This window comes from Amycolatopsis echigonensis (genome assembly GCF_002846615.1).
Lineage (GTDB): Bacteria > Actinomycetota > Actinomycetes > Mycobacteriales > Pseudonocardiaceae > Amycolatopsis > Amycolatopsis echigonensis.
In genome coordinates this window covers 5318020-5336011 of record NZ_PJMY01000003.1, presented here as the reverse complement: position 1 = coordinate 5336011, position 17992 = coordinate 5318020, and the positions used below count along the sequence as shown (strand labels likewise).

The 17992-nt window shown below is 67.9% G+C and carries 15 protein-coding genes and 4 pseudogenes; 9 read left to right on the top strand and 10 right to left on the bottom strand.

Annotated features, from left to right (window positions below):
- Positions 1-34: 34 nt before the first annotated feature.
- Complete coding sequence (locus ATK30_RS30420) at positions 35-1330, top strand: IS256 family transposase (RefSeq protein WP_101438408.1); 1296 nt, start codon at positions 35-37, stop codon at positions 1328-1330.
- Between the two features lie 138 nt (positions 1331-1468).
- On the opposite strand, the gene ATK30_RS30415 is transcribed toward ATK30_RS30420, so the two are convergent.
- From ATK30_RS30415 to ATK30_RS30405, 3 genes are all read right to left on the bottom strand, one after another.
- On the bottom strand, positions 1469-1822 hold the full coding sequence (locus tag ATK30_RS30415; RefSeq protein ID WP_101438407.1) for a hypothetical protein: 354 nt from the start codon (positions 1820-1822) through the stop codon (positions 1469-1471).
- Between the two features lie 412 nt (positions 1823-2234).
- Positions 2235-2429 carry a hypothetical protein gene (locus ATK30_RS30410; protein WP_143271449.1) on the bottom strand — a complete coding sequence of 65 codons (195 nt, stop codon included), beginning with the start codon at positions 2427-2429 and terminating at the stop codon, positions 2235-2237.
- 11 nt (positions 2430-2440) lie between these two features.
- Positions 2441-2638 (bottom strand): hypothetical protein, encoded by a 198-nt coding sequence (locus tag ATK30_RS30405; protein WP_101438405.1) that lies wholly within the window; start codon positions 2636-2638, stop codon positions 2441-2443.
- 188 nt (positions 2639-2826) lie between these two features.
- Here ATK30_RS30405 and ATK30_RS30400 point away from each other — a divergent pair, with 188 nt between their 5' ends.
- Positions 2827-3171, top strand: coding sequence for a hypothetical protein (locus ATK30_RS30400; RefSeq protein WP_143271448.1), 345 nt, complete (start codon positions 2827-2829; stop codon positions 3169-3171).
- A 14-nt stretch (positions 3172-3185) separates the two neighbouring features.
- On the opposite strand, the pseudogene ATK30_RS30395 reads toward ATK30_RS30400, so the two are convergent.
- Positions 3186-3287 (bottom strand): annotated as a pseudogene (locus ATK30_RS30395) (IS481 family transposase); the annotation flags it as partial.
- Between the two features lie 68 nt (positions 3288-3355).
- On the opposite strand from ATK30_RS30395, the pseudogene ATK30_RS46435 reads away from it, so the two are divergent.
- The 3 genes and pseudogenes from ATK30_RS46435 to ATK30_RS30375 all read left to right on the top strand — a co-directional run.
- Positions 3356-4221, top strand: a pseudogene (locus ATK30_RS46435) (IS3 family transposase); the annotation flags it as partial.
- A 296-nt stretch (positions 4222-4517) separates the two neighbouring features.
- A complete protein-coding gene (locus ATK30_RS30380) occupies positions 4518-5645 on the top strand; it encodes an IS110 family RNA-guided transposase (RefSeq protein WP_244194597.1) in 1128 nt (375 codons plus the stop codon).
- A 159-nt stretch (positions 5646-5804) separates the two neighbouring features.
- Positions 5805-6104, top strand: a pseudogene (locus ATK30_RS30375) (IS3 family transposase); the annotation flags it as partial.
- Between the two features lie 498 nt (positions 6105-6602).
- Here ATK30_RS30375 and ATK30_RS30370 read toward each other — a convergent pair.
- Complete coding sequence (locus tag ATK30_RS30370) at positions 6603-7220, bottom strand: TetR/AcrR family transcriptional regulator (RefSeq protein WP_244194778.1); 618 nt, start codon at positions 7218-7220, stop codon at positions 6603-6605.
- A 91-nt stretch (positions 7221-7311) separates the two neighbouring features.
- On the opposite strand from ATK30_RS30370, the gene ATK30_RS30365 reads away from it, so the two are divergent.
- The 3 genes from ATK30_RS30365 (at position 7312) to ATK30_RS30355 (ending at position 10561) form a co-directional block, all read left to right on the top strand.
- Positions 7312-8691 (top strand): MFS transporter, encoded by a 1380-nt coding sequence (locus ATK30_RS30365; RefSeq protein ID WP_101438403.1) that lies wholly within the window; start codon positions 7312-7314, stop codon positions 8689-8691.
- 89 nt (positions 8692-8780) lie between these two features.
- On the top strand, positions 8781-9650 hold the full coding sequence (locus tag ATK30_RS30360) for a class II glutamine amidotransferase (RefSeq protein ID WP_101438402.1): 870 nt from the start codon (positions 8781-8783) through the stop codon (positions 9648-9650).
- 278 nt (positions 9651-9928) lie between these two features.
- Positions 9929-10561, top strand: coding sequence for a DUF1345 domain-containing protein (locus ATK30_RS30355; protein ID WP_101438401.1), 633 nt, complete (start codon positions 9929-9931; stop codon positions 10559-10561).
- A 9-nt stretch (positions 10562-10570) separates the two neighbouring features.
- On the opposite strand, the gene ATK30_RS30350 is transcribed toward ATK30_RS30355, so the two are convergent.
- A protein-coding gene (locus tag ATK30_RS30350) for an IS5 family transposase (RefSeq protein ID WP_244194550.1) occupies positions 10571-11376 on the bottom strand; the annotation gives its coding sequence in 2 pieces (ribosomal slippage) (positions 10571-11031 and positions 11031-11376; 807 coding nt in all).
- Between the two features lie 65 nt (positions 11377-11441).
- Between ATK30_RS30350 and ATK30_RS30345 the strand changes: the two genes are divergently transcribed.
- Positions 11442-12419, top strand: coding sequence for a cation diffusion facilitator family transporter (locus ATK30_RS30345; RefSeq protein ID WP_037360305.1), 978 nt, complete (start codon positions 11442-11444; stop codon positions 12417-12419).
- Positions 12420-12422: 3 nt separating this feature from the next.
- Here ATK30_RS30345 and ATK30_RS30340 read toward each other — a convergent pair whose 3' ends face one another.
- The 4 genes and pseudogenes from ATK30_RS30340 to clpB all read right to left on the bottom strand — a co-directional run bounded on the left by ATK30_RS30340 (position 12423) and on the right by clpB (position 17991).
- Positions 12423-13817: a glucose-6-phosphate dehydrogenase gene (locus ATK30_RS30340; protein WP_101438400.1), complete on the bottom strand. Its 1395-nt coding sequence runs from the start codon at positions 13815-13817 to the stop codon at positions 12423-12425.
- Positions 13814-14158: a hypothetical protein gene (locus ATK30_RS30335; RefSeq protein WP_101438399.1), complete on the bottom strand. Its 345-nt coding sequence runs from the start codon at positions 14156-14158 to the stop codon at positions 13814-13816. The genes ATK30_RS30340 and ATK30_RS30335 overlap by 4 nt, the downstream gene beginning before the upstream one ends.
- Positions 14151-15338 (bottom strand): PucR family transcriptional regulator, encoded by a 1188-nt coding sequence (locus ATK30_RS30330; RefSeq protein WP_101438398.1) that lies wholly within the window; start codon positions 15336-15338, stop codon positions 14151-14153. The genes ATK30_RS30335 and ATK30_RS30330 overlap by 8 nt, the downstream gene beginning before the upstream one ends.
- A gap of 28 nt (positions 15339-15366) precedes the next feature.
- A pseudogene (gene clpB, locus ATK30_RS30325) lies at positions 15367-17991 on the bottom strand (ATP-dependent chaperone ClpB).
- Position 17992 lies beyond the last annotated feature (1 nt).

The window sequence follows — 17992 nt, the reverse complement described above, 5'->3', positions numbered from 1 at the left end:
GGGCTGAGGTCCGGCGAGATGGGCACGGTGAGTGATGACATCGGACCTTGTGAGTCCACGCAAGAGTGAGTCCAAGCCGGCGCGGGAGCTGTCGCCGGAGCAGGCCGCCGCGGCGGCGATGGTGGCGGAGGCGAAGGCCCGCGGGCTGGCGCTGACCGGACCGGACGGGCTGCTGAAGCTGTTCACCAAGAACGTGCTGGAAACCGCGTTGAACGAGGAAATGACCGAGCATCTCGGCCACGAGAAGAACCAGGCCGACCCGGACCGTGAGTCGAGGAACGTGCGCAACGGTACCCGGTCGAAAACGGTGGTCTCGGACGCCGCGGGCGAGGTCGGTATCAACGTGCCACGGGACCGGGAGAGCACGTTCGAACCGCAGATCGTGCGCAAGCGACAGCGTCGACTGACCGAGGTGGACGAGATCATGCTGTCGCTTTATGCGAAAGGAATGACGACCGGGGATATCTCGGCGCATTTCGCCGAGATCTACGGGTCCTCGGTCAGCAAGGAAACGATCTCGCGGATCACCGACAAGGTCGTCGCCGACATGAACGACTGGGCCAGCCGTCCACTGGATGCGGTGTACGTGGCTGTGTTCATCGACGCTATCCACGTCAAGGTCCGCGACGGGCAGGTCGCCAACCGGCCCGTCTACGCCGCCATCGGCGTCACCATCGACGGCCACAAGGACGTCCTGGGGCTGTGGATGGGCACCGGCGGCGAGGGTGCGAAGTTCTGGATGAGCGTGCTCATCGACCTGAAAAACCGCGGCATCCGGGACGTGTTCTTCCTCGTCTGCGACGGCCTCAAAGGTCTGCCCGAGGTCGTGGCGAACGTGTGGCCGCAAACCGTCGTGCAGACCTGCATCGTCCACTTGATCCGCAACACCTTCCGGCTCGTGTCCCGCCGGGACTGGGACGCGGTGAAACGCGACATCAAACCGATCTACACCGCACCGGGCCCGGGCGCCGCGGCGGCCGCTCTCGACGAATTCGAAGAGAAATGGGGCGCAAAGCACGCAGCGGTGATTCGTCTGTGGCGCAACGCATGGGATGAGTTCACGCCGTTCCTTGACTATGACGTCGAGATCCGGACGATGATCTGCTCCACGAACGCGATCGAGTCGCTGAACGCCCGTTATCGGCGGGCGATCCGTGCACGTGGACATTTCCCGACCGAGCAGGCCGCGATGAAGTGCCTGTACCTTGTGACCCGCAGCCTGGACCCGACCGGGACAGGCCGCGCTCGATGGACGATGCGTTGGAAGCCAGTGATCAACGCGTTTGCCATCACGTTCGGTGACCGCTGGCCGGGAGCCGAGACCTACTGATCAACAACGCCGGAAACACCGATCACGGGATAGACCCGTCTCATGCGTGCACTCCTGTTCGATCTTCAATTGTCTTATCGGTGATTTGATTTCGCGGGCCGGTTGGCTTCACGCTGCTCCGGCTACGCCTTGTGGTGGTTACGGATCCGTTGGCGGATTCACCACGGTTCGGCCGGCGAGCGGGCCGGAAAGGTCAACCATGTGTTTGCCGGTCAGGGAATGAAGGGTCCGTGCCCGACGCGGCGGCAGTCGGCGAACCCATACCGTCAAGTAGACGTGGTGATCGTCTTCGGAGAGGCTGATGCCCTCGATGGATGCGATGTTCTGGCGGCTGTGATTGACGATGACTTCCAGGCTCAGATCGTCATCGGTTCGAGCGCCGATGGTCCACTCCGCGGCCTGGAGATCCGGTCCGGAGTCGCTGATGATGGCCAGTCGTGGCCGATCGCGGACACTGGATACTGAGATCACGTTGAGCGGTATGGAATGCATCGACGTCCCCTCCCAATAGCGAAGCTAACCACGAGGCCAGGATGATCGTACCGCCAAACCGGTGAGCAAACACCGTCATGACTGCACACTTCGAAAATCTGACACAAAGGCGGTCTTTAGCGGCAAAATGCGATTTTCGGAAAGATCGGTCAGAGTGAGGGGATCCGCGCTGCCGAGATTTCGGTGCGGCCTGCTGGGTGCGCGTGGCGGGAAACCGGGGCACATGCGCGTCCTCGACCGCTGGCAGGTAACGCCGCGATCAGCTCGTCCGCCCGGACTTTCTCGTGTCGGATGGAGTTGCGATGCTGAGCAGAGGTTGCCGGGATCAGCTTCGCCAGGCGTGCCCTGTCGCCGGCGCGCGTTGTAGAGCACCGATGCCATTCAGCACCGTGGAGCCGTGCAGCTGGGCGGTTCAAGACCGGATCGACTCGATGAACTTGGCGAGCATGCCGCCCGCCACGCCTGCCACTGCGCCGAGCAACAGCGTGGCCAGCGCCAAGGACACCCCTATTCCCAACCAGGTCAGCGCCCCAGGCCACGTACCGTTGATGAGGGTGTAGAGCACTGTCGCTCCGAACACGACGACGTGGCCGGTCAGCGCAGTCACCGCGCCGGTCGTCACTGCTGACGCGACACCACCACGTCGTGCAGCCAGGAATCCTGTCCGATGTAGTAAGGGACGAACAGCACGACATCGATCATCGGGACCGGCGCGTCCCAGTGTCGCATCGGATACGCCGACACCGACATCAGGAACCCGCACAGCAGTCCGTACGGGTGGACCGCGCGAGACCAAACACCCGGCAGGGATTCCACAACCGGCGTGTCGCAGGTGCGACGCGCTCCGTTACTACGACTACTACGACCGGATCCGAGCTCACGAGCGACCAGGACGGCGGCCCCGGCACCGCCAGGCGAAGTAGCCCAAGCCGTGTCCCGCGACGATTGCCGCGGGACACCCACGGTAAGCACGGCGTCGTGGGCGACGTTGTGTAGCGCCCTCGGTGACCGCGGGTGTCGGACAACGGCGATCCGGGTTCCTCGAAGGCCGGGCTGTCGAGCAGCTCGGGATACAGCGGCGCTGCCCGGCCGAGCACATGCGCATCGGCCGCGGTGGCGAGCTCGTCGTCATCGTCTTCCACGGCTACGGTGAGGCGTTCGTCGTCGAGTTCGGCGAGTACGCCAACGGCGGGGCTAAGGTCGTCGCATTCCAGCGTGTGCAGCCCAACCCGCAGCGCGACCGGCTAGTGTCGCGGATATCATGCCTGGCGTCCATCGCCGACAGCCCCCGCGGCGTCGCGGCCATCGCCACCGGCACCCGTCCGACCCGGCTCGTCGTATCGCCCTAGTACTGCAACGGCAGTTAGGTGTATGAGGTCATGACGTTGGTGACGCCGGTGTGGAGCCGGGTGACTGGTGGCTGGTTTCCGGCGGCGGTGTGTGGTCGATGGTAGTTGTAGTGGATGGGGTCTGCCCAGGGTCTGGTTGACACCTCACCTGTGAGGCTCCGGCCTCGCCTGGAAGGATGTCACCGTGCCCAAGCCCTACCCCCGTGAGTTCCGCGACGACGTGATCGCGGTGGCCCGCCGCGGCGAGGCCCCGTTGAAGCAGGTCGCCAAGGACTTCGGGATCTCCGAATCGTGCCTGGCCAACTGGCTGCGCGCCGCCGACGTCGAAGACGGCGCCCGGCCCGGTGTGACCCGCGACGAGTCCGCTGAGCTGCGGGAGTTGCGCAAGCGCAACCGGCTGCTAGAGCAGGAGAACGAGGTCCTGCGCAAGGCTGCGGCTTACCTGGCGCAGGGCCACCTGCCGGGAAAATAGCCTTCCCGCTCGTCCGTGAACTGGCCGCGGCCGGCGCCCCGATCAGGGTGCCGGTCGCGGTGACGTGCAGGGTGCTGGGTATCTCCCGGCAGGCCTACTACCAATGGTGCGCAGCCCCGTTCTCGCAGCGGGACTGGGACGACGCGCAGCTGATCAACGCCGCCCTCGAGATTCATGCCGACGACCCGGCCGACGGGTACCGGTTCATCGCCGACGAGCTCGCTCGCCGGGGTTTCACCGCCTCGGAGAACCGGGTGTGGCGGATCTGCTCCATGCAGCAGATCTTCTCCCTGCATGCCAAGACGAAAGGCCGTTCCCGTAAGGCGGGGCCGCCGGTGCACGACGACCTGGTCCGCCGGGATTTCACCGCTGATGCACCGAATACCAAGTGGCTGACCGATATCACCGAGCACTCCACCGGTGAGGGCAAGCTGTACTTGTGTGCGGTCAAGGATTGCTACTCCAACAAGATCGTCGGATACTCCATCGCCTCGCACATGCGGGCCTCACTCGCCGTCAGCGCGCTGCGGAACGCGATCGCGCTGCGCGACCCGCACGATGTCGTCGTCCACTCCGACAGTGAGACTGTTTCTGCCGGTGTTGCCCCGGGTTTCCCGGCCCGCGAGAGGGACGGACGCGGGAGGATGCTGGTGCCGGGCGCTCCGAGAGCTTCCTGACCCTCACTCCGATCGACGAAGTGTTGTCTTTCCTCGGATCTGTCGGTTGCTCTGGGAGCGCCCGGCGAGGCGCTACGCCTCGCCGTCGGGGTGACCTAAGGAGAGCCTGCGCCACCAGGCGCTCATCACTGTCTTGTCCGCCGGTTCGGTCGATGCGCGGCGCCGCCCTGCCCATCGAGCGGATCGGAGAGGACGACATGACCAGCATTGCGCATGCTGCGCGAACGGGCCAGACCCGGGAGTCGGCAGCATCCGGGAAGACCGTGTACGCCGGCGTGGACACGCACAAGGAGCTGCACGTGGCGGCGGTCGTCGACGACGGCGGGACAGTACTGGGCACGCACAGTTTCTCCACCACCCGCGCTGGCTATCGGGCTCTGACGGCCTGGATCGGCGAACACGGCCGGCTGGCCCGCATCGGCGTCGAAGGGACCGGCTCCTACGGCGCCGGGCTGACCCGGCACCTGGCGAAGGCCGGTGCGACCGTTCTCGAGGTCGACCGGCCGGACCGCTCCGATCGCCGCCGCAGGGGCAAGGACGACGACCTGGACGCGATCAGCGCCGCCCGGGCGGTGCTGCACAACCGGCGGACCGCGATCCCGAAGTCCAAGGACGGGGCCGTCGAGGCGCTGCGGGTCCTGCGGACGGCACGAGCCCAAGCGGTCCGCGAGCGGCGAAACGCCTTGCAACTGCTGCGAATGACGATCGTCTCAGCACCGGACGAGGTGCGTGACCAGATCCGCAACCTCACCCGCATGCAGCTGATCCGGGTGGTCGCCGCCTGGCGTCCGGACGTGTCGAACGCCGCCGACCCGATCGGCGCCTACCGGGTCGCGCTCAAGTCGATGGCACGTCGCTACCTCGAACTGACCGACGAGATCGCCGACCTCGACGACCTGATCAACCCGCTGGTCGAGGCACTCGCGCCGCAGCTGCTCGCGCGGCTTGGCATCGGCGTCGAGATCGCCGGACAGCTGCTCGTCACCGCTGGCGACAACCCCGACAGGATGACGTCGGAGGCAGGGTTCGCGATGCTCTGCGGCGTCGCGCCGCTGCCCGCGTCATCCGGGACGACCCAGCGCCACCGGCTCAACCGCGGCGGGGACAGGCAAGCCAACCGCGCCCTGCACCTGGCTGTCGTCAGCCGCATCCGCCTGGACCCGAGAACCCAGGCCTACCTCGCGCGCAAGACCGCCGAAGGCCACTCGAAGCTCGAGATCATCCGTTGTCTGAAGCGCTATCTCGCCCGCGAGGTCTACTACCTCCTCAACCCCGGCCAACAACGGATCGCCCGCCGCCCCTACCGCCGCCACACGGCCACCTGACCCCAAACTCTGCCGGCTCCTCCGTCGCCGCCGCAACCGCCGGAGCGCAGGCGCGGTCACGATGGAGCACCCCACCGGATGAACGACCTTGACCGCGCCGAGCACCGGCACACCATCACAGGCGAAGGAGCCAGCCACCCCACGGTTGACAAACAGGAGAGCATCCGCGGCGCTCAATTCCGGTCGGGAGCCTATCGGCGTCTGCTGCACGGCCATGGGCTGACCGGGTCGATGGGGCGGGTCGGGGCGTGTGGTGACAACGCTGCGATGGAGTCGTTCTTTTCGTTGCTGCAGAAGAATGTTCTCGATACCCGGCGGTGGCGCACCCGCGAGGAACTCCGGTTGGCGATCGTGTCCTGGATCGAGACGAAATACCACCGCAAACGCCGCCAACGCACCCTGGGCAAGCTCACCCCAGTCGAGTTTGAGACCATCTACACGGCCACGTCAGCGGCCTGAGAAACAGTCAGCCCCGGTGTCAATCGAAGTCTGGGCAGACCCGTATGCGTTGCACGACCTTCATCTCGACACCGGCCGCGAGCGCGGGAGTCGCGGCGCAGGTCGTGCAGTCGGATCGGCGGCAGCCCGGGCTGTCGGGACAGGTCGTAGAAGACGTCCGTGACGTGCGCCGGGTGCAGTGGCGAGCCGTCCCATTGGGCGAAGGCGAGATCGTGCTCTTTCCACCGCTACCCGCGGCGTGCGCGGTCCGCGGCACGTGCGGCTGAATGTCAGCACAAACGCCGTGTTCTGATCGATCGCTACCGCGTTCACCGAGTCCATCCTCGGCTAGCTCTCCGGTCTCCCAGACCGGCTGCGTGATCTGGTTCGAGATCGAGACCCGATCTCCGCACGCCGCAACCCGATGCGCGCGACCAAACGGAACGACGGATACCGGAGATGGTTGACCGCGAGGTCGAGAAGGCGGCTCCGGGGCCCTTCAGGCACACTCGGCGAATTTCAGACTGCAGGGCGAGCCGTTTCCAGGAGCTGAGAAACAGCCTTGACCGATTGCCGAAACGGCTCGTCGCTGTCGGCCAGGCGGGCCAATGCGTACGCGCCCTGGCGAATGGCCAGAATAGTCACCGCGAGCGCTTGGACGTCGACGTCCGGGCGCAGCTCGCCCCGTTCGACGCCTTCGGCTAGCACCTCTTCCAGCCGCCCCTGAATCCAGCCGTACGTTTCGGCGATCGGGGCCATGAGTTCCGGGCTTCTCGCGACCTCTTCCTCCTGGACCAGCCTGCCCAGTCGGCACCCCCGCGTCACGACGCCGTCCGGAGCCAGGTACGCCTCGATCCTCTCGAGCAAGCCCTGCCGTCCGGCGAAGCGTTGCTCCACCTCGCGCTTGAGGTCCTCGCCCATTCCGAGTTCGGCCGCACGCGCGAGCTCGGCCTTGCCCCGGAAAAAGTGGTACATACTGCCCTGCCCGGCACCCGCGCGGCGTTGCACCTCGGCCGGGGTGGCGCCGGCGTAGCCGCGCTCCCAGAGCAGCTCTTGCATGCTTTGAACCAGCAGCTCCCCCTTGTTCCGCCGCTTGCCTTTCGCAGCGTCAACGCCCGGGCCGGTCTTCGCATCCACGCCAGCACACTACCACTTTGCACTTGCGGATACAGTGTACCTCTAAGTACATTGTACTTAGAGGTACGGGCGGTCGGGGGAGGGATCAGCAATGGGAACGGTCGAGCAGGCGCAAGCCGCCGCAGCGCCGAAGCACGCGCGAGGGGCCGCGTTCGCACTGTTTTCGGCGTGCCTGGGCTACTTCATGGTGTTGCTGGACGGCAGCGCCCTGAACATCGCGCTGCCGTCCATTCAGCACGACATCCACGGATCGCTGGCCACCCTTCAGTGGCTCGTGAACATCTATACGATCCCTTTGGCCTGCCTGTTGCTGTCCTCGGGCGTGCTCGCCGACCGTGCCGGTTCGCGTCGCGTATTCATGGTGGCGTTGACTGGATTCGTGCTGATGTCGCTCGCCTGCGCCCTCAGCGTGAATGTCGGGATGTTGATCGTGTGCCGGGCGCTGCAGGGAATCAGCGCGGCCGGGGTGCTGCCGACTACGCTGGCGATCATCGCCCGCAGCTATCCCGACCTGGCCGAACGCGCCAAGGCGATCACCGCGTGGGGTGCGACCGGCGGCATCGCCCTCGTGCTCGGGCCGATCGGCGGCGGATGGCTCACCCAATCGCTCGGGTGGCGCGCGATCTTCCTGGTCAACCTGCCAGTCGGCCTCCTCGCGTTGTGGCTTTCGTTCCGATACGCCAAGGAAACCGAGCGCCGCGACGCGGCCTCGTATGACTTGCTCGGCCAGGTGTGCGCGATCGCGGGCCTCGGCCTCGTCGTTGCCGCGCTGATCGAAGGCGGTGCCTTGGGCTGGGGAGACCCGGTCACTCTCGCACTCGGCGCAGCCGGTCTTCTCATGCTCGCCTTGTTCGCCTACGTCGAGAACAAAGTCGCGTCTCCGATGCTGCCGTTCGGCATGTTTCGCCGGCCCGCGTTCACGGCCGCAGTAGTGTCCGGCTTCGCATTTCAGTTCGGCACCTTCGGACTGCAGTTCATTGTCGCTATTTTCGTCGAAGAGGCGTGGGGATACTCGCCGGTGCAGGCTGGTTTCTTTCTGTTGCCCTTCGCCATCCTGCTGACTATCGGAACTTCTTTCCTCAACCGGCTGTGGAAAGCACGCGGGATGCGCTGGCTGCTCATCAACGGCTCCGCCGTAGCGACTCTCGGCACCCTTGCCTGCCTTGCCGCTTCAACCCCTTCGACTTGGCCCGCGCTGACGATCGGCTTCGCCTTCACCGGTCTCGGCGCCGGGATCCTCGCACCCAGCATCAACGGAGCCGCGCTGGCCGAAGTGGACGGTCAGTTCGCCGGGCTGGCCTCGGGGGTGCTCAACACGTTCCGCCAGATGGGTCTCGCCGTCGGGGTCGCTGTGCTAGGCGCGGTGCTGAGCACCGCCGGTTCGTCCGCCGGTCTGCACATTGACCTTGTCGTCGGCGTCGTGTGCTTCCTGGCCGTCATCGTCCTCGCCGCCCGGTACATCCGCCGCTGACTGTGCGCGTGGTTCCTGGGCCACTGTGCCAGCGAGGTTTAGGACGGTTCCCGCGGGTAACCAGGAACCGTGACGGGAAGGGGGTCGGCATGTGCCGTCTGTTTGGTCTGTCCGCTGCCCCGCGGCGCGTGCACGCCAGGTTCTGGCTGCTCGAAGCGCCCGACAGCCTCGCTGCCCAGAGCAGGCGGGAACCGGACGGGACTGGACTCGGCGTTTTCGACGCGGCAGGCTCGCCGGAGGTCTGGAAACAGCCCTTGGCCGCGTATGCGGACAAAAAGTTCGCTTGCGAGGCCAAGGAATGCGCGTCGACGACCTTTCTCGCACACATCCGCTACGCCTCGACCGGCGGCCTCGACCCGGCCAACACCCATCCCTTCCTCCAGCACGGCCGGCTGTTCGCCCACAACGGCGTCCTCGGCGATCTGCCCCGCCTGGAAGACCGGCTCGGCGAGTACCGTGACCTCGTCCAGGGCGACACCGACTCCGAACGGTTCTTCGCCCTCGTCACCCAGGAAATCGACGCCCACCACGGCGACGTGAGCGCTGGGATCACCGCCGCCGCGCGCTGGGCCGCGGCGAACCTGCCGGTGTTCGCGATCAACCTCGTCCTCACCACCGCGGACGAGCTCTGGGCCCTGCGCTACCCCGACACCCACGATCTTTACGTCCTCCAGCGCGGTGCCGGCGGCCCGCACGGCGACCGGCACCTGGAACACGCGAGCGCGGCGGGCCGGATCCGGGCCCGGTCCAGCGGTCTCGCCCGGCACCGGTCCGTCGTCGTCGCCAGCGAACGCATGGACGAAGACCCTGGCTGGCAGAACCTCCGGCCCGGTGAACTGCTGCACGTGGGCGCGGATTTGACCGCCACCCGCCGGATCGTGCTCGAACAGCCGCCGCGGCATGCGCTCACTCTCGACGACCTCGGTGCGCACGCCGCCGCGTCTCAGCAAGCCCAGTGATCCGGAAGCGAGGAGAAACCGAGTCCACGATGCCAGCTAACGGCGGGTCTGCAGTGCCTCGTCGGCGGCGACGATCTCCGGGTAGTACTGCCGGTGCCTGCGAGCGAGAGCCGCGCTCTGGTGGCGGCGCACAATTTTCCTTGTCTCGCGCAACAATACCTTCGCATGTCCCCGGATCAACCGAAACGGTACGGTATCCGTCATGACCCCCAGAACGGAACAGCTCGACGCACGCAATAAAAGCGATCGAACGTCTCAGTTGTCGGCGGCATAGCGCGATGCAGTTCAGTTTTCTGGAATCCGTAGCCCGGCGGCTCTGGAGCACGGCAGCGGCAGGAGTCGCGGTCGGGACCGCAGTCGGGTTCGCCGCTGGCCCGGCGCTGGGGGTACTGGCCGGGATCGCCGCGGCCGCGGCCGTGTTCGTCGTCTCCGGCTGGCTCGCGTTGTGGCCCATGGCGGCAGACCGGACCCGCCGATACGCGCGTCGCGAGGACCTTCGTCCGGCGGTTGAAGAAATGATCGTGGTCACCGCCGCGCTGTGCGGATTGGCCGGCATCGTGGTGTTGCTGGTCTCCGGACAGTCGGCCGGACCCGCGACCGCGGCCGTCGCGCTCGGCGGCGTGTTTTCCGTGTGGGCGGCTTTGCATCTCATGTACGCGACGCGTTACGCGGACCTGTACTACGCGGAATCGTCCGCCGGGATCGACTTCAATTCCGGCAATCCGCCCGCGTATCGCGATTTCTTCTACTTCAGCTACAACCTCGGCATGACTTACCAGGTGTCCGACACCAGCGTGTCCAGTTCGACGATCCGCGCCGTCGTGCTGCGGCACACGCTGCTGTCGTACGTGTTCGGCACGGTGATCCTGGCCGCCACGATCAATCTTGTCGCCGGAATCGTCACCCACTAAAAGCGTGTCTCATTTGGCGAGTTTCTTGTAGCAGGTGATGGCGGCGCCGAGGGTGAGGAAGGCGAGGTAGTGGCTGGGTTTGCGGTCGTAGCGGATGGTCAGGCGTCGGTAGCCGGTCAGCCAGGCGATCGTCCTTTCGATCACCCACCGGTGTTTGCCGAGTTTCTCGGCGGATTCGATGCCCTTGCGTGCGATGCGCGGGACGATCCCGCGCTGGCGGAGCCAGGTGCGCAGGGCGGGGATGTCGTAGGCCTTGTCCGCGTGCAGCTTGGCCGGTTTCCGGCGCCGCGGTCCGCGGCGGGACCGGATCGCCGGCAATGCGTTGACCAACGGCCGCAGGGCGTGGCTGTCGTGGGTGTTGGCCGCGGAGATCCCGACGGTCAGGGGCAGGCCGGCGCGGTCGGACAGCGCGTGGATCTTGGAACCGGGTTTGCCCCGGTCGACCGGGCTCGGTCCGGTCAGACCGCCCCTTTTTTGGCCCTGACGGAGGCTCCGTCCAGGACCGCGCGGGACCAGTCGATCATGCCTGTGGCGCCCAGTTCGTCCAGTACAGCCTGGTGCACCTGCCGCCACAGTCCGGCCTCGGTCCATTCGGCGAATCGGCGATGCGCCGTCGGCACGGTGACCCCGAAGCTGGGCGGTAGATGCCGCCAGGCGCATCCGCTGGTCAGCACGAACACGATCGCGGTGAACACCGCCCGATCGTCGACGCGCGACATCCCGCCGCCCTGCGGCCGCGTCTTGCCCGGCGGGATCAACGGTTCCACCAGCGCCCATAACTCGTCGGGCACCAGACGCCGCGACAACTCGTCCATCACAGATCACGATCATGCCCGGACCTCACCCATAGTCCAAGTGAGACACGCTCTAAGGACCGAGCATGACCGCATCGCGGCCCAGCCAGGCGGGCGAGAGCCTGACGACCGTTCTCGTCGCGTTGAGTTCCAATGTGCTGATCGCGGCGGCGAAAACCGCGGTGGCGGCGGTCACCGGTTCGGCGGCGATGCTGGCCGAGGCGGCGCATTCCTGGGCGGACACCGGCAACGAGGTGTTCCTGCTCGTCGGCGAACGCAAGGCGGGCAAGAGCCCGGACGAGACCCATCCGCTCGGCTACGGCCGGGGCGGGTACGTGTGGTCGATGTTCGCCGCGTTCGGCCTTTTCACCGTCGGCGCGGCGGTCTCGGTCTGGCACGGGATCCAGTCGCTGCGCGCGCCGGAGGAAACGTCCTCGTACGCCTGGGCTTACGCGGTGCTGGGAATCTCCTTCGTACTCGAGGGAACCTCGTTCGCCCAGGCGCTGCGCCAGACCCGGCGCGGCGCGCTGACCCGCAAGCTCCGGCCCCTGCGGTACGTGCGCGTCACGTCCAACCCGGTGCTGCGGGCGGTGTTCGCCGAGGACCTTTCGGCGCTCATCGGACTGCTCATCGCCGGGTCGAGCATTCTGGCCCACCAGCTGACCGGCGACGCTCGCTGGGACGCGCTCGGCTCTATCCTGGTGGGAATCCTGCTCGGAGCGGTCGCGATTTTCCTCATCATGCGCAACATGGACTTCCTCACCGGGGAGAAGGTCACTCCATTGGCCCGCAATCGCGCGTTGCGGATCCTGCTGGAGCACGACGCGGTCGAGCGGGTCAGTTTCCTGCACATGGAATGGGTGGGCGCGGACAAGATTTTCCTGGTCGCCGCGGTCGACCTGACGGGCGACGCACCCGAATCCGCGGTGGCGGCCCGGCTGAACGAGGTGCAGGACGCGCTCAACGACCGCCCGGAAATCCAGCGGGCGGTGCTGACGCTGGCGCGTCCCGGCGATCCGACCGACCTGCGGCCCGCTCCGCTCCCCGAGTGGTATGTCGAGTGAGGTTCACGCCGGCGAAGGCAGCCAGGGCGGTTGCCAGGCCGGGTATCCGTCCACCAGCTCGTCCGCGGCGGAAGGCCCCCACGTTCCCGGTGCGTACGACCGGGCCGGACGCGGATAAGCCAGTGCCGGCCGCAGGATCCGCCAGCTCTCCTCCACCGCGTCCTGCCAGGCGAACAGCCGGTCGTCGCCGGACAGGGCGTCGGCGAGCAGGCGTTCGTAGGGCGAGCGCGGGGTGCCCAGGTCCCGTTCGAAGGTGGTGTCCAGGCGCACCGGCCGCCATTGCTCCGCACTGTCCAATCCGGACAGCCGGAGCCGGAACGCCGGGTCTGGAGAGATACGCAGCACCAGCTGGTTGGCCTCGACCCGCGCGGCGTCGGGCAGGAAGCGCAGCCGCGGCGTGTCTTCGAAGATCAGCCGGACCTCGGTGGCGCTCGCGGGAAGGCATTTGCCCGCGCGCAGGAAGATCGGCACCCCGGCCCAGCGCCAGTCGTCGATCGCCAGTTTCAGCGCGACGTACGTTTCGGTGTCCGACCCGGCGGCCACCCCGGGCACGCCCTGGTAGCCCTCGTATTGGCCCCGCACGCAGTCGCCCGGCTCGACGGCCGGGATCGCCCGGAACACTTCGAGTTTCTTCGCGCGCAGATCCGCCACGCTCGACCCGACCGGCGCGTCCATCGCCACCAGCGCCAGCAGTTGCAGCAGATGGTTTTGCACGACGTCGCGCAGCGCCCCGACCTGATCGTAGAACCGTCCGCGCCCGGCCACGTCCAGTTTCTCCGCCATCGTGATCTGGATGGCGGCCACGCTGTCGCGGTCCCACAGTCGGGCGAGCACGTGGTTGGCGAACCGCAGGTATTCGATCTCGGTGACCGGTTCCTTGCCGAGGAAGTGGTCGACCAGCAACAGCTGCCGCTCGTCCAGGACTGCGTCCAGGCGACGGCGTAGTTCCTGCGCGGAAGCCAGGTCGGTGCCGAAGGGCTTCTCCAGCGCTACGCGGGCGTCGGCCAGCAGGCCCGCGGCGGCCAGCCGCTCGACGACGGGGGCGAACAGCGACGGCGGCAACGCCAAGTAGTAGAGAGGGCGGCCGGTGGCGGCCAGACGTTCGCCGAGTCCCTCGTACAGCTCCGGATCAGTGGCGCCCCCGCTCAGGTAGGACAACCGCCGAGCCAGCCGGGCGAACACCGCCGGGTCGAAGTCGTTGACGGCCTTCTCGAGCGACCGGCGGGCCAATTCGGTGAACTCCGCCCGCGACAGGCGCGCGGTGGCGGCGCCGATGACGGGACAGCGCAATTCGCCGCGCTGCTCCAGCCAGTAGAGCGCGGGAAGGGTCATTTTCGCCGCGAGATCGCCGGTGATCCCGAAAATCACCAGGGCTCCGGCATTCCACCCCGCGGTCATAGAAGATCCGTCTCGTCCGGGGCGACCTCGCAGGTGCGTTCGCGGCCCAGCGGCGCGGACACCGAGGTGACCGTTCCGGTGCCGCAGCCGCGCCAGGCCACGGTGATGCCCTGCGGCTCGTCGCGGCTCGATCCGATCGGGCCGCGTGCGGCGGTTTCGGCGGGACCGACGTGGTACGTGCGGATGTCGTCCTGGTCGGTGCCGTCGACCCGGGTCACCTCGTAGGCGAAGATCGCGACGCGCTGTCCGGCGGCCGGGAAGTCCGGCGGCCACGGGTTGTCGAAAAGCCCGCCGCTCGGAGTGCCGAGGGTTTTCGCGGTGATCTGGGGTGTGTCAGTCATGGTCCATCCCTTTGAGAGTGTCGATGCGCAGCGCGTGCATCGCGGCGACGAGCTCGGCCACATCGCGAGGATCGGTGAGCGTCCGGTCGGTGAGTTCGCGGATCCGCCGCAGCCGGTAGCGGACGGTGTTGGCGTGGCAGTGCAGGGTCTGTCCGGCGCGTTCGGTGGAGCCGCCGTCGGCGAAGTACGTGTGGAGGGTTTTCAGGAGCAGGTCGCGTTCGTCGGCGGGCAGATCCAGCACCGGCCCGAAGACGTGGTCGCCGAGCCGCTGGCCTTCGTCGGGGTCGTTGGCGACGAGCGCGGCCAGCGGGCTGGGATCGAACGCGCGGACCTCGACGCGTTCCGGCGGAATCCCGGCCAGCGCGGTCCGCGCCAGGTGAAGCGCACGCGGGGTGTCGGCCAGCGACGGGTACAGCGGGCTGACCCCGGTGCGGGTCGACGCCACCTCGCCGAGCACGGTGAGCAGGGCGGGGTATTGCTCGTCGCGCACCGACACCAGACCGGCTTGCAGCGCTGGGGTGAGCTGCCACGCCGACACCATGCCGAGCTGTCCGAGCCGCCGTTCGACGCCGACCAGGCTCTCCTCGGCCAGCCCGCGGGTCTCGGCCGCGACGACGGCGAGTCTCCCGTCGGGAGGCAGCCCGAGCAGCCGTCCGGCCTCCCACGGCCCGGCTCCGGAGAGCCGCTGGCCGGTGAACAGTGCCTCGGCCAGCGCCGAGCGACGGCGTTGCTGCGCGGCGAGAAGCTCCGCGCTCGCCGCCCGGTACGCCTCGGTCACGCGGACCGCGTGCTCGTCGGTGACCTGCCAAAGCAGACTCGCCGCGTCGACCAGCGCCTCGGTGCGGCCGATCTCCCGCGCGTGCGCGGCCAGCAGATCCCACAGCATCGCGCAGCCGATCCGGTACACCTGCAGCACTTCCGGCAGCGGCGCGCCCTGGTGTGCGCGCCGGCTGCCGGTCTCCTGCGGCGCGCCCTGGTCCGGGTCTTCGCGCCCGTCGAGCGCGTCGACCAGGAACCGGATGTTGACCGCGATCGAACGGTGCAGGTCGGCGCGCGGCACGATCGTCTCGTCCCGGTAGAGGTCGATCCGCTCGCCCGCCGCCGCGCAGATGCCGTCGATCAGCCGCGGCAGCCGCGGACGGACCCAGCCGACGAGTTCGGCGATCCCGCCACTGGTCATCGGGCCGCCCGCGAGGCCGCGCCGCGGCTCATGCCGCCGCCTCGCGGTCCCGGCAGGTCACGGTGAGCACGCCGTCGTCCAAGCCGACCTCGACGACCGTGTTGTCGTGCGCTTCGCCGCCGAGCAGCGCGCGCCCGATCCGGGTCTCGACCTCGCGGGCGAGGAACCGCCGCAGCGGCCGCGCGCCGTACACCGGGTCGAAGCCCTGTTCCGCGATGAACCGCAGCGCTTTGTCGGACACTTCCAGGGTCATGTTCTGCTCGGCCAGCCGCTTGCGCAGCTCGCCCAGCATCAGCTCGACGACCCGTTCGATCTCCGGCAGCGTCAACGGTTTGAACAGCACGATGTCGTCGATGCGGTTGAGGAACTCCGGCCGGAAATGCCCGCGCAGCGCCGCCATCACCTCCTCGCGCGCGGACTCGGTGATCTCGCCCTCGTCGTTCACCCCCTCGATCAGGAAGTGCGCACCGATGTTGGACGTCATGATGATCACCGTGTTGCGGAAATCGACCGTGCGGCCCTGCGCATCGGTCAGCCGCCCGTCGTCGAGCACCTGCAGCAGCGTGTTGAACACGTCTGCGTGCGCCTTCTCGATCTCGTCGAACAGCACCACCGAATACGGCTTCCGCCGCACGGCTTCGGTCAGTTGCCCGCCCTCGTCGTAGCCGACATACCCGGGCGGCGCGCCGACCAGCCGCGACACCGTGTGCCGCTCCTAGTACTCGCTCATGTCTATCCGGACGATGTTGTCCTCGGTGTCGAACAAATCCGCCGCCAGCGCCTTCGCCAGCTCGGTCTTGCCGACCCCGGTCGGGCCCAGGAACAGGAACGACCCGATCGGCCGGCGCGGGTCCTTGATCCGCGACCGCGCCCGGATGATCGCGTCCGCGACCAGCCGCACCGCCTCGTCCTGCCCGATCACCCGCTCGCGCAGCAATTCGTCCAGGCGCAGCAGCTTCTCCCGCTCGCCCTCCTGCAGCCGGCTGACCGGGATCCCGGTCCAGCGCGACACGACCGCCGCGATCTCCTCCTCGGTCACGACCTCGCGCAGCAACCGGGTGCCCGCCTGCCGCGTCGCGAGCAGTTCCTCCTCGCCCTCCAGCCGGCGCTCCAGCTCGGGGAGCTTGCCGTGGCGCAGTTCGGCGGCCTTGTTCAGGTCGTAGGCCCGCTCGGCCGCGTCGGCGTCCCGGCTGACCTGCTCGATCTCCTCCCGCAGCGCCTGCACCTTGTGCAGCGCGGACCGTTCGGCCTCCCATTGGGTCCGCATCCCGCCGGCCTCGGCCCGCAGATCGACCAGCTCCCGGCGCAGCTCCTCCAGCCGGGACTTGCTCGCCGCGTCGGTTTCCTTCGCCAGCGCGGCTTCCTCGATCTCGGTGCGGGTCAGCCGCCGGCTCAGCTCGTCCAGTTCGGCGGGCATCGAATCGATCTCCGTGCGCAGCATCGCGCACGCCTCGTCCACCAGGTCGATCGCCTTGTCCGGCAGGAACCGGTCCGAAATGTAGCGATGGCTCAGCACCACCGCCGCGACCAGCGCGCTGTCCTGGATCTTCACACCGTGGAACACCTCGAGCCGCTCGCGCAGCCCGCGCAGGATCGAGATCGCGTCCTCGACCGACGGCTCGTCCACCAGGACCGGCTGGAACCGGCGCTCCAGCGCGGCGTCCTTCTCGATGTACTTGCGGTACTCGTCCGCCGTCGTCGCGCCGATCATGTGCAATTCGCCGCGTGCGAGCATGGGTTTGAGCATGTTGCCGGCATCCATCGCGCCCTCGGTCGCGCCCGCGCCCACGACGGTGTGCAGTTCGTCGACGAACAGCAGGATCCGGCCCTCGGCCGCGGTCACCTCGGTGAGCACGGCCTTCAACCGCTCCTCGAACTCGCCCCGGTACTTCGCGCCCGCCACCAGCGCGCCGAGGTCGAGCGAGAACACCGTCTTGCCTTTGAGCCCTTCCGGCACGTCGCCGCGGTCGATGCGCTGCGCGAGCCCCTCGACGATCGCGGTCTTGCCCACGCCCGGATCGCCGGTCAGCACCGGGTTGTTCTTCGTTTTGCGCGAAAGGATCTGGATCACCCGGCGGATCTCCGCGTCGCGCCCGATGACCGGGTCCAGCTTCCCCGCCGCCGCGTCCGCGACGAGATCGCGACCGTACTTTTCCAAAGCCTCGTAAGCCGATTCCGGCGTCGCCGACGTCACCCGCTGATTCCCCCGCACCTTCCGCAGCACCTCCAGGAACTTGTCCCGCGTCAGCCCCTGCGCTCGCAAAAGCCGTCCCGCCGCGCTGGAGCTGCCTTCCTCCAGCAGCGCCGCGACGAGGTGCTCGACGGACACGTAATCGTCTTTGAGCCGGCCCGCTTCGCGATCGGCCGCGTCGAGCACCCGGGCCAGGCGGGCGGTCACCCGGGTTTCGCCGGGCGCGACCCCGGGTCCGCTCACCTTGGGACGCCGGGCGAGTTCCGCTTCCAGGTCCTGCCGGAGGCGGGCCGGGTCCGCGCCCGCCTCGTCCAGCAGCCGGGACGCGAGCCCGTCGGGCTGGTCGAGCAACGCGAGCAGCAGGTGCTCGCCGTCGACCTCCGGCTGGCCGTACCGCAGCGCGGCGGTCTGCGCGTCGTGCAGTGCTTCCTGGGATTTCTGGGTGAGCCGGTTGGGATCCATG